This window comes from Cellulosimicrobium sp. I38E, from assembly GCF_001647255.1.
GTDB lineage: Bacteria > Actinomycetota > Actinomycetes > Actinomycetales > Cellulomonadaceae > Cellulosimicrobium > Cellulosimicrobium cellulans_E.
Genome location: NZ_LUAZ01000044.1, coordinates 24,460 through 34,301 on the forward strand (window position 1 = coordinate 24,460; position 9,842 = coordinate 34,301).

The following is a 9,842-nucleotide window of genomic DNA, read 5'->3' on the forward strand; positions in this document are numbered from 1 at the left end:
ACGCTACGCGCCCCGCGAGGCGGGCGTCAGGTCTCGGCGGGCTCGAGCGCCGCGGAGAGCGGGTGGGCGCGGATCGCGGCGGCGAGCTCGCCCTCGATCCGGTCGAGGTACACGCCCGTGGTCGCGATGGACGCGTGCCCGAGGAGCTCGGCGACCACCTTCACGTCCCACCCCTCGGCCGCCAGCAGGGTCGCGGTCGTGTGGCGCAGGGCGTGCGGCGTCGCCTCGCGCCGGTACTGCGCGGGCATGCGCGCGACGCACCGCCGCAGGAGGCCGCGGACCGCCTGCGCGTCGATGCGTCGGCCGCGCCAGGACAGCAGGAGCGCGCGCCGCGCGTCCGGGTCGTCGGGGCGACGCGCGAGGAGCGCGGGGCGCAGACGTTCCAGGTACTCCTCGAGCGCGGCGGCGAGCGGGGCGGAGAGCGTCACGGTGCGGACGTGACCGCCCTTGCCCTGGATACGCCAGCGCGTCTGGTCGGGCTCGCGGGAGAAGTCGTCGAGGTTCGCGCGCTCGAGCTCGGAGACGCGGGGACCGAGGACGAGCAGGAGCGCGACGACGAGGCGGTCGCGGAGCTGGAGGTCCTGGTCCCGGCGTCCGACGGCCGGGTCGGCCGGCGCCCGTGCCGCGGAGACCTCGAGCAGCGACGCCGCGGAGCCCGCGGACAGCGCCGTGCGCGCGACCCGCAGGCCGTCGCGCAGGCGGGCCGGGGGAGAGGCCCACTGCATCGGGTCGGCCTGGACCCAGCCCTCGCGGGCCGCGTGGGAGAAGAAGCGCGTGACCGACTGGCGGAAACGGTTGACCGTCGCGGCGGACCGGCCCGAGCTCCCCTCCTTGCGCGACGCGTCCGCGTACCGGCCGTCGGGAGTGGTCTGGTAGCGCAGGAGGACGTCGTCGACGTCCTCGCCGGCGACGTCGTCCAGCACGCGGGCCGGCCCGGCGAGCCGTGCGAACTCCGCCACGTCGCGCTCGTAGCTGCGGCGCGTCGTCGGCGACAGGACGCCCCGCAGGGTCTGCGCGGCGACGGACGCGAGGTAGCGGTCGGCCGCCTCGGCGACGGTGATCCGCTCGAGGCGGGGCGGGGCGACCATGAGCGGGCCTCCTTCGGGGTGCGGTCGCCGCCAGCCTAGGTCGTGCCACCGACACCGACCCGACCGGACGGCGCTCTGACCTGCGCCGACGCCGGGAGCCGGTCGACGGCTCAGCGCCCCTCGTCCAGGTGGGCGACGTCCCCGACGCCCAGCACCGCGCGGTTGTGGAAGAACCCGTCCTCGCGCAGGGTCGTGATGCTCCCGGAGGCGACGGGGAACGCGACGTGCCCCGCGGTCTCGACCGGCATCCCGGTCCACGCTGCGACGACGAAGGTCGCCGCGAACCCGTGCGTGACGATTACCTGGTGGTCCACGGCGCGGCGGAGCAGGTCCGTCGTCGCCGCGTACACCCGCAGCGCGACGTCGAGCCGCGTCTCCGCGCCGGCGACGCCCACGTCGTGCCGCAGCCGGTCGCCCACCGCCGGTGGCGGGACGAACCGCGCGTCCAGCCACGCCTGCGGACGCCCGCCCGCGTCGCCGTAGGACGCCTCGCGCAGCCGGGCGTCCAGCCGTGGCGCCACGCCGAGCGCCTCGCCGACCGCGGTCGCGGTGCGGCGCGTGCGCAGGAGGTCGGACGCGACGACGTCGACCAGGGCGTCGCGCGGGACCCGGGCTCGCAGCGCCGCGGCGACCAGCGCCGCGTGCCGCATGCCCGCCGCGGTGAGGTCGGAGTCGTGGACGCCGCCGACGAGACCTTCGACGTGGTGCGTCGCCTCGGGGTGCGTCACGACGTGCACCGTGCGCTCGCGCGCGCCGACGACGTCGGGCAGCGGCGGGGGAGGGAAGGGCGTCCGGGGAGCGTCGGCGTCGGGCACGTGCCCAGGCTGGCACACGCACGGGGCGCCGGGTAGCGGACGCGGGGAGAGCAGAGGGGGCGCCCGCCGGACGTGCGGGGGCGTGCCCGAGGTGTGTCCGGGGGAGGTTCGGACGAGGCGGCGCCGCACCCGGGGTGGGCGGTGCTGCGGTCATGCGGGGTGACGACAGTGCCTCACCACGCTGTTGACCTAAACACAATGGTTTGCGTTGTATGTCCGATTCTAGGCATCGTAGCCCAGCGTGCGGTCCCGCACCAGGGGTCGCCCGCGGGGCCCGACCGCCGCGGCGGTCGAGGCGGCCGTCGGTTCGAGCTCGCCTCGGGGTGCGTCAGCGCCACCTGGCCCGGCCTGCGGCGTCCGCGCGGGGGACACCGAGCGCCAGCACCACACGACGGCGGTCGCCAGGCCGGCCGCGACGCCGACGACGGCGAACGCCACGAGGGTCAGCGCGAGCACCGGGACCCAGGCCAGCGTCGCGAGCATCGTCGCGACGACCCGTCGAGGCCGACGTCCGTCCGGAGCGAGCTCGGCGAACGGTGACGTCGTGGCGAACGTCCCGGAGACCGTTCCTGACGACGCCCGGGACGGCGCGAGCGCCACGAGGCTCGCGAGCAGCCGCCGCCCGTCGCTCCGGTCCGCGGCGCGGGCGGCAGGGCGGTGCGTGACGAGCCGGGGTGCGTACGTCGTCGTGCTCATGTCGAAGGGGAGCGCGCGAGGGTTCTTCGTGATGCGTCGGGGGTCGCCTCTCTTCGCCGAAATGACATAATGTACATTATCGGCGTTGCGCAGAAGGGGTCGGACGGCCTCTCTCGCCGCCTCCCACGGGTGTTCCCGGGCCGTCGTGGGTCCTCGGGTGTCTACTGGCTGCCATGGGATCCGTCGTCGTCGAACCGTCCACCCGGTGCGCGATCGACGCCGTCACCGCGCTGCGCCTCGTGCGGGACGACGTCGGCCTCGGTGCGCGTCGCCCGCTCGTCGGTCCTGCCGTGCTGCGCAGCCACGCGCTCTCGATGCTCTACCGCGACGTGCGCCGCGGCGTGCTGGACGAGAAGACGGCGCGCGCCCGCCTGGACGGCATCGCCACGCTGAAGATCCGCCTGCTCGGCGACCGTGTCTCCCGGGCCACGGCGTGGCGGATCGCACGCGAGCTCGACGCGGACGACACGACGGTCGCCGAGTACGTGGCGGTGGCCGTGCTCCAGGCCGACGTCCTCGTGGCCGGCGACGAGGACGTCGCTGCCGCGGCGGAGGGCCGCATCCCCCTCGCCACGTACGACGACCTCCTGCGCTGAGGCCTGGGACACCCGACCGGCCCGCGTTCCGACGACCGGCCCGGCCTCAGTCGTCGAACACGTCCCAGCAGATCGAGCTCCGGCGCCGCTGGTCGTCGAGGACGAGCTCGCGCAGCTCCGCCGGGATGCGCTCGCGCTGCCAGTCCCGCTCCGCGAGGCGCGCCGCCTCGGGGTCTTCGCCCCGGGTCGCGGCGTCGGCGGCCGCTGCCCGGATCGCGTACGCGGCCGCGCCGAGGTCGTGCGCCGCGACGTGCGCGACCGCCACCGCCTGCCCGGCCGCGAGCGCCGCGTACTTGACGGGTGCGGGCTGGTCGCGCCCGGCGGCGTTCGCGACGAAGGCGGTGCTGTGCGCGGTCTTCATGGGGACCTCGCCGCGGATCCAGGCGCGGGCGACGTCGAGGGCGTCGCGGGGTCGGGTGTCGTCGGGGCGGGCGTCCTCGAAGATCGGCAGGACGTGCTCGGTGCACTCGACGGCCCACCGGGCGAGCTGGCGGTGGTGGTCGTCGGTGAGCGTGCCGCCGCGGCGCACGGTGACGAGTCGGGGGTCGCGTTCGGTGGGCAGGATCGGCATGGTCCGATGCTCCCCCACGTCGGCGCGTGCCGACCACCTCTGGTCGGGTGTGGGTCGGGCGGCGTAGCGTGCGAGTCGTCGTCCCCGTTCGTCGGTTCCGCCACCGAGGGGTGCACGCCTCTCCCCCGGCTGAGTCCACGCACCGCGCCGTCGGTGTGTCGAGGCCTCTCCCCCGGGCCGGTCGGTCCTCGGGCGGGCCGTTCCCGAGGAGGCGTCTCATGGCCCGGTTCACCCGCTCCGACGACCTGCGGGGTGCGACGTTCGACGGCGCGGACCTGCGGGGCGCGCGGTTCGTGGAGTCCGACCTGTCCGGCGTGGTCATGCGGGGCGTGCAGGTGGAGGGCGTCGACATCGATGCGCCCTGGCTCGCGGATGGTGCTGCGACCTTCCGCGTGAACGGGGTCGACGTGACCGGCTTCGTGGAGGCGGAGCTGGACCGCCGGTTCCCGGGGCGGGAGCTGCGTCGTGCCGGCGACCCGGAGGGCTTGCGCGCGGCGTGGGCGGCGCTGGAGTCGACGTGGGCGGCGACGCTCGAGCGGGCGGCGGCCCTGCCCGCGAGCGCCGTGGACGTGTCGGTGGACGGCGAGTGGTCGTTCGCGCAGACGTTGCGGCACCTGGTGCTGGCGACGGACGCGTGGTTGGGGCGGGCGGTGCTGGAGGTGGAGCAGCCGTTCCACCCGTTGGGGCAGGCCGGCCCGCAGGCGGCGGAGGACGGGCTGGACCTGTCGTTGTTCGTGACGGGGACGCCGTCGTACGGGGAGGTGCTGGAGGCGCGCGCGGGCCGGGTGGCGATGGTGCGGGACTTCCTGGCGGGGGTGACGTCGGAGGGGCTGGCGGTGGTACGGCGCAACCCCTGGTCGCCGCAGTACCCGGAGACGACGTTGTCGTGCGTGCACGTGATCCTCGAGGAGGAGTGGGAGCACCACCGCTTCGCGGTGCGCGACCTGGACACGATCGAGGCGTCGTCCGGAGGGTGAGCGGGGCGGCCTGAGCTCCCGGGGTTCAGGGGGTGCGTGAGACCACGGCGGCGAGGTTGGGCGTGACGCGGGTGAGGTCGGCATCGGTGGGGAGGCCGTCGGGGACGAGGACCGCGGTGACCCGCGTCCCGTCCGGGGCGAGGAGGCTGAGCGGGAGGTCGGAGTCGTCGAGGTCGGTGACGAGGCCGCACGTGGCGGCTCCCGCGTCGTCCTGCGGGGTGTCTCCTGGCACGACGGTGACGAGGCAGACGACGTCCTGCCCGTCGCGGCTGCCGGCCCCGGCGTAGAAGGTGACCCCGTCGAGCTCGCCCAGGCGTCGGGCCGAGTCGGGGTCCATCTCGTCGGGCGTCATCGTGCCGGGGAGGGCGTCGTCGGGGACGGGCTCGTCGGCGAGGCGGGTCACGAGGTCGTGGGCCGTCACCCCGCCGGAGCAGGCGGTGAGGGCGGCGAGCACGGCGGTGGCGAGGACGACGGGTCGGGTGCGACGACGGGGTTGGTCCATCGGGGTGGGATATCACGACGCGGAGGACGGGTGCGGCGGGCGCCGGTACACGGACACGTGGGAGCGGGACTCGGCGGTGAACGGCTCCCCCGCCCATCCCGCGTGGCGGGTCTCGAGCTCGAGGCCGGCGAGGCGGGCCATGAGGTCGAGCTCGGCGGGCCAGACGTACCGGTGGGGTGTGCGTCCCACCGTGGTGCGGCCGTCGTCGTCGAACCGGACGTGGTGGGACACGACGCGCTGGTGGAGGACGTCGTAGGTGTCGACGCCGAGGTAGCCGGGCTCGTCGTGCCAGACGGTCGCGGTACGGCCGGGCGGGAGGGCGCGCAGCTCGGGGACCCAGAGCTCGACGACGAACCGGCCTCCGGGGGCGAGGTGGCGGGCGGCGTTGCGGAAGCACGCGACCTGGGCGTCCTGGGTGAGCAGGTTCGAGATCGTGTTGTACACGAGGTAGACGAGCGTGTGCTCCCCCGGGACCCGGGCGGTGGCCATGTCGCCGACGACGACGGGCAGGGTCGTCTCGTCGGCCTTCTCGCGCAGCCGGGCGACCATGTGCCGGGAGATCTCGATGCCGGTCACGGGCACGCCGCGCGCGGCGAGCGGGATCGCGACCCGGCCGGTGCCGACGGCGAGCTCGACCGCGCTCCCCCGGCCTGCGAGCGCCGCGAGCCGGTCGACGGCGGGGTCGAGGACGTCGGGTGCGAACATGCCCTCGCCGGGGGTGTCGTACCGGGCTGCGGCGCCGGCGTCCCAGAGGCGTTCCTGGTCGGTGCCGGCGAGGTCGGTGCGGAAGTCCGTCATCGTGCGACGGTGCCAGGTGGCGTCCGTGGCGGTCCAGGGTTTTCGTGTCGACGTCTTCCCTGTCTCCGGTCCGGCGGGCGGGGCGCTACGGTGGCGCCATGGACCGGGAGACGTTCGTCGGCTATGTCCGTTCTCAGGGGTGGGGTGTCGTCGCGTCGCTGGGCGACGACGGCAGGCCCCAGGCCGCCTTCCTCGCGGTGGCGGCGACGGGCGCGGGCGAGCTGGTGTTCGACGCGCGTGCGACGTCGCGCAAGGTGGCGAACTTGGCTCGAGACCCGCGCGTCGCGGTGACCGTGGGTGGCACGGACGGGACGACGCTGCAGTGCGAGGGCGTGGCGGACGTGCCGGTGGGTGCGGACCGGGAGCGCTGCGCCGCGGCGTACGCGGCGGCGTTCCCGCAGTTCGCGGGGTCGCTGGCCGACGACGGCATCGTCGTGCTGCGGGTCGTGCTCGCCTGGGCGCGGTACGGGGACTTCCGCGACGGCCGGTCCGTCATGACGCAGGTCGACGTGACCGGGTGGGGCCCGACCGGGGACTGACGGCAGCCGGACCCCGGCCGGCCCGTCAGCCGAGCAGCGCCTGCTTCGCGCGCGCGAACTCGGTGTCGGTGAGGTCGCCGGCGCGGTGCAGGGCGGCGAGGCGTTCGAGGCGGGCGACGAGCGCCGCTCCCCCGTCGCCCGTGGTGGCGCTCGCGGCGGGTGTGCCGCGCCCGACGACGCGCCACAGGGCGCGGGCGAACACGCCGGGGCGTCGGGCGGTGCCCGCCTGGTCGGGCTGGAGGCGTGGCACGCGCGGCGAGGGGACGGTCCGGTCGTCGACGACGACGCTCCCGGGTCGCGTGTCCGCGAGCGAGCGCGCGAACCGCGCGAAGCGTGCGGACGACCCGTCGAGCAGGACGGCGCGGGTCGACCGCGCCCCGGGGTGCTCGTCGCGCCAGGTCACGACGACGGTCGGCCCGTCCCCGGTGACGGTCACGACGGGTCGCCCGGCGGGCTCGACCACGGTGTCGTCGCCGCGGACGAGGCGCAGCCGTGCGCCGTCCCACACGAGCCGGCCGCCGGCGACGTGGAACATGGCCGGGTAGCGGGGCGCGGCGGCGAAGCGCGACGTGTCGGGCACCCGGCCGGGGACGGTCACGACGCCGACGGGTCGCCTCCGGGGCGGGGCCGGGAGGCGGGGGCCGTCGGCGTGCGTGGCGAGCGCCTCGACGACCGGGACCGCGACCGTGACGGGGGCGACGGCCTCGACGGCGGGCTCCGGGGCCGGTCCTGCCGGCTGCGCCTCGGTGTGGCCCTCGGTCGCGCTGGTGCTCATGGTGCTCCCCCGTCGTCGTCGGTCCCCCGATCCTGCCGCGCGACACCCTCCGAGAGCAACCCCTCGGGTGGTGTCGCCGCAGGTCAGGACGACGTGAGCGCGCCCCCGGCCGGGAGCACCGGTGGCCGGGGGCGCGCAGTCACGGGGTGGGTCAGAGCCCGCCGAGCAGCGCCGTGAAGTCGGGCGTGGCCGCGAACGGGTCGGCGGGGCCGGTGTTCTTGCGCAGGGCGACCTTCTCCGCGAGCTCGCGTCCCGCGCGCGCGATCCGGGCGGGCAGCCCGCCGCCGGCGTCGGCCTCGGCGGCGGCCCAGTCGTCCGTCGCGGCGAACACGGACGTCGTGGCGACGTCGGCCCGCAGGTAGGTGAACAGCGGCCGAAGCGAGTACTCGAGCGCGAGCGAGTGGCGCGAGGTGCCGCCGGTCGCGCCGAGCAGCACGGGCGTGCCGGTGAGCGAGTCCTTGTCGAGGACGTCGACGAACGACTTGAGCAGCCCGGAGTACGTGGTGGTGAACAGCGGGGTGGTCACGACGATCCCGTCGGCGGCGGTCAGGCGCTCGAGGACCCCGGCGAGCTCGCCCGTGGGGAAGCCGGTGAGCATGGCGTCGACGACGGCGTGCGCGTGGTCGCGCAGCTCGACGGTCTCGACCTCGGCGCTCACGCCGAGGCCCTGGAGCTCGCGCACGGTGGCCTCGCCGAGCCGGTCGGCGAGCAGGCGCGTGGAGGACGGCTTGGACAGGCCGGCGGACACCACGACGAGGCGGCGGTCCGGGGCGGGGGTGCTGGCGGTCATGCGGTGCTCCTGGGGTGTGGCGAGTCGTGCGGGGGTCGGCCCGTCGCCGGGCCGGGTGGTGCGGGTGCCCGACGGCGGCCGGTCGACCGGGGTGCGCGGGGCACCCCTCGACCGTACGTCGTCGGGCGGCCGGTCTCGCGGCCGGTCGTGCCGGCCGCGGGACGGCGCGGGCTACAGCCCGAACGCGGCGCCGGCCTTCGCCGGCTCCTGGTCGTCCTCGGCGGTGCGCCCGGTCCAGCGGTCCTCGGTGCCGCCGACGTGCGCGGCGCCCTCGGTCCCGGCGGCGCGGGCCGCGGCGACCCGCTCGGCGTGGCTCGGCGGGTTCGCCGGCACGTGCGCGGGCCGGGCGGCCTCCATCTCCTTGCGGAGCACGGGCACGACCTCGCCCGCGAGGAGGTCGATCTGCTCGAGCACCGTCTTGAGCGGCAGGCCGGCGTGGTCCATGAGGAACAGCTGACGCTGGTAGTCGCCCACGTGCTCGCGCATCGCGGCGTACCGGTCGATCACCTGCTGCGGGGAGCCGACGGTGAGCGGCGTCTCGCGCGTGAAGTCCTCCATCGACGGGCCGTGCCCGTACACGGGCGCGTTGTCGAAGTAGGGGCGGAACTCGTCCCACGCCTTCTGGGAGTCCTTGCGCATGAACACCTGGCCGCCGAGGCCGACGATCGCGGTGTCCGCGGGGCCGTGGCCGTGGTGCTCCCAGCGCTGGCGGTAGAACTGCACCATCTGCTTGGTGTGGCTGATGGGCCAGAAGATGTTGTTGTGGAAGAACCCGTCGCCGTAGTAGGCCGCCTGCTCGGCGATCTCGGGGCTGCGGATCGAGCCGTGCCACACGAACGGCGGCACGCCGTCCAGCGGGCGCGGGGTCGAGGTGAAGCCCTGCAGCGGGGTGCGGAACTTGCCCTCCCAGTCCACGACGTCCTCGGTCCACAGGCGACGCAGCAGCGCGTAGTTCTCGATCGCGAGCGGGATGCCGTTGCGGATGTCCTGCCCGAACCACGGGTACACCGGGCCCGTGTTGCCGCGGCCCATCATGAGGTCCATGCGCCCGTTCGAGATGACCTGGAGCATCGCGTACTCCTCCGCGAGGCGCACCGGGTCGTTCGTCGTGATGAGGGTCGTGGACGTCGACAGGACGATGTTCTTCGTCACACCGGTGAGGTAGCCGAGCATGGTCGTCGGCGAGGACGGGACGAACGGCGGGTTGTGGTGCTCGCCCGTGGCGAAGACGTCCAGGCCCGCCTCGTCCGCGTGCTTCGCGATGGTCAGCATCGCGCGCACGCGCTCGGTGTCGTCGGGGGTCCGGCCCGTCGTGGGGTCCGTCGTGACGTCGCCGACGGTGAAGATGCCGAACTGCATGGTGTGCTCCCGTGAGTCCTAGGTCGATGCGTTTGCATGTACATGCCGCTCAACCCCCCGCCCCGCGGGTTTGTTCCCGGGTCCTCGCGCCGCCGGTGTGAGCGTGCGCACGTCCGGGCGGTGGCGGCCGTGACGAGTTGCGTCGGGCATCGAAACCCGGGAGCCTGGGACCGCGACGCGCCGAGGCGGACCGGCCGGGCGCCGTGGGGGCGGCCAGGCCGCGGACATCCCGCGACGTTCACCAGACCTTCACGACGCGTCGGAACACCGACCGACGGTGAGGCGTTGCCTCTCGTAGACCGGGCCGCTGCCCGCACCCCACCGGGCGCGCCCACC

At 75.3% G+C, this 9,842-nt stretch carries 12 protein-coding genes; 3 read left to right on the forward strand and 9 right to left on the reverse strand.

The annotated features are described in order from the left end of the window. Positions 1-26 precede the first annotated feature (26 nt). The 3 genes from A0J59_RS14705 to A0J59_RS14715 form a co-directional block, all read right to left on the reverse strand. Positions 27-1,088: a tyrosine-type recombinase/integrase gene (locus tag A0J59_RS14705; RefSeq protein ID WP_047234799.1), complete on the reverse strand. Its 1,062-nt coding sequence runs from the start codon at positions 1,086-1,088 to the stop codon at positions 27-29. Positions 1,089-1,198: 110 nt separating this feature from the next. After that, complete coding sequence (locus tag A0J59_RS14710) at positions 1,199-1,903, reverse strand: histidine phosphatase family protein (RefSeq protein WP_220084491.1); 705 nt, start codon at positions 1,901-1,903, stop codon at positions 1,199-1,201. A 222-nt stretch (positions 1,904-2,125) separates the two neighbouring features. Then, a complete protein-coding gene (locus A0J59_RS14715) occupies positions 2,126-2,599 on the reverse strand; it encodes a hypothetical protein (RefSeq protein WP_064316598.1) in 474 nt (157 codons plus the stop codon). 173 nt (positions 2,600-2,772) lie between these two features. Here A0J59_RS14715 and A0J59_RS14720 point away from each other — a divergent pair, with 173 nt between their 5' ends. After that, positions 2,773-3,195 (forward strand): hypothetical protein, encoded by a 423-nt coding sequence (locus A0J59_RS14720; protein WP_047234801.1) that lies wholly within the window; start codon positions 2,773-2,775, stop codon positions 3,193-3,195. 46 nt (positions 3,196-3,241) lie between these two features. Here A0J59_RS14720 and A0J59_RS14725 read toward each other — a convergent pair whose 3' ends face one another. Beyond that, entirely contained in the window at positions 3,242-3,766 is a 525-nt protein-coding gene (locus tag A0J59_RS14725; RefSeq protein ID WP_047234802.1) for a putative immunity protein, read from the reverse strand. Between the two features lie 218 nt (positions 3,767-3,984). Between A0J59_RS14725 and A0J59_RS14730 the strand changes: the two genes are divergently transcribed. Continuing rightward, on the forward strand, positions 3,985-4,743 hold the full coding sequence (locus tag A0J59_RS14730) for a DinB family protein (RefSeq protein WP_064316599.1): 759 nt from the start codon (positions 3,985-3,987) through the stop codon (positions 4,741-4,743). Positions 4,744-4,768: 25 nt separating this feature from the next. Here the strand turns inward: A0J59_RS14730 and A0J59_RS14735 are convergent, their stop codons facing one another. Further along, a complete protein-coding gene (locus A0J59_RS14735; protein WP_064316600.1) occupies positions 4,769-5,245 on the reverse strand; it encodes a hypothetical protein in 477 nt (158 codons plus the stop codon). Between the two features lie 12 nt (positions 5,246-5,257). After that, the gene (locus A0J59_RS14740) at positions 5,258-6,043 is read right to left on the reverse strand and encodes a class I SAM-dependent methyltransferase (protein ID WP_064316601.1); all 786 of its coding nucleotides are present in this window, start codon (positions 6,041-6,043) and stop codon (positions 5,258-5,260) included. A 98-nt stretch (positions 6,044-6,141) separates the two neighbouring features. Here A0J59_RS14740 and A0J59_RS14745 point away from each other — a divergent pair, with 98 nt between their 5' ends. Next, positions 6,142-6,582 carry a pyridoxamine 5'-phosphate oxidase family protein gene (locus A0J59_RS14745; RefSeq protein WP_064316602.1) on the forward strand — a complete coding sequence of 147 codons (441 nt, stop codon included), beginning with the start codon at positions 6,142-6,144 and terminating at the stop codon, positions 6,580-6,582. A gap of 25 nt (positions 6,583-6,607) precedes the next feature. Here A0J59_RS14745 and A0J59_RS14750 read toward each other — a convergent pair whose 3' ends face one another. The 3 genes from A0J59_RS14750 to A0J59_RS14760 form a co-directional block, all read right to left on the reverse strand. Beyond that, positions 6,608-7,357, reverse strand: coding sequence for an SHOCT domain-containing protein (locus A0J59_RS14750; RefSeq protein WP_064316603.1), 750 nt, complete (start codon positions 7,355-7,357; stop codon positions 6,608-6,610). Between the two features lie 151 nt (positions 7,358-7,508). After that, positions 7,509-8,147 carry a CE1759 family FMN reductase gene (locus A0J59_RS14755; RefSeq protein ID WP_047233329.1) on the reverse strand — a complete coding sequence of 213 codons (639 nt, stop codon included), beginning with the start codon at positions 8,145-8,147 and terminating at the stop codon, positions 7,509-7,511. Positions 8,148-8,318: 171 nt separating this feature from the next. Then, a complete protein-coding gene (locus A0J59_RS14760) occupies positions 8,319-9,506 on the reverse strand; it encodes an LLM class flavin-dependent oxidoreductase (RefSeq protein ID WP_047233330.1) in 1,188 nt (395 codons plus the stop codon). Positions 9,507-9,842 lie beyond the last annotated feature (336 nt).

Coding starts and splice junctions, on each gene's coding strand:
- A0J59_RS14745 (WP_064316602.1), top strand. CDS start 6,142: ATGGACCGGGAGACGTTCGTCGGCTATGTCCGTTCTCAGGGGTGGGGT.
- A0J59_RS14730 (WP_064316599.1), top strand. CDS start 3,985: ATGGCCCGGTTCACCCGCTCCGACGACCTGCGGGGTGCGACGTTCGAC.
- A0J59_RS14760 (WP_047233330.1), bottom strand. CDS start 9,506: ATGCAGTTCGGCATCTTCACCGTCGGCGACGTCACGACGGACCCCACG.
- A0J59_RS14750 (WP_064316603.1), bottom strand. CDS start 7,357: ATGAGCACCAGCGCGACCGAGGGCCACACCGAGGCGCAGCCGGCAGGA.
- A0J59_RS14725 (WP_047234802.1), bottom strand. CDS start 3,766: ATGCCGATCCTGCCCACCGAACGCGACCCCCGACTCGTCACCGTGCGC.
- A0J59_RS14720 (WP_047234801.1), top strand. CDS start 2,773: ATGGGATCCGTCGTCGTCGAACCGTCCACCCGGTGCGCGATCGACGCC.
- A0J59_RS14735 (WP_064316600.1), bottom strand. CDS start 5,245: ATGGACCAACCCCGTCGTCGCACCCGACCCGTCGTCCTCGCCACCGCC.
- A0J59_RS14755 (WP_047233329.1), bottom strand. CDS start 8,147: ATGACCGCCAGCACCCCCGCCCCGGACCGCCGCCTCGTCGTGGTGTCC.
- A0J59_RS14705 (WP_047234799.1), bottom strand. CDS start 1,088: ATGGTCGCCCCGCCCCGCCTCGAGCGGATCACCGTCGCCGAGGCGGCC.
- A0J59_RS14740 (WP_064316601.1), bottom strand. CDS start 6,043: ATGACGGACTTCCGCACCGACCTCGCCGGCACCGACCAGGAACGCCTC.
- A0J59_RS14715 (WP_064316598.1), bottom strand. CDS start 2,599: ATGAGCACGACGACGTACGCACCCCGGCTCGTCACGCACCGCCCTGCC.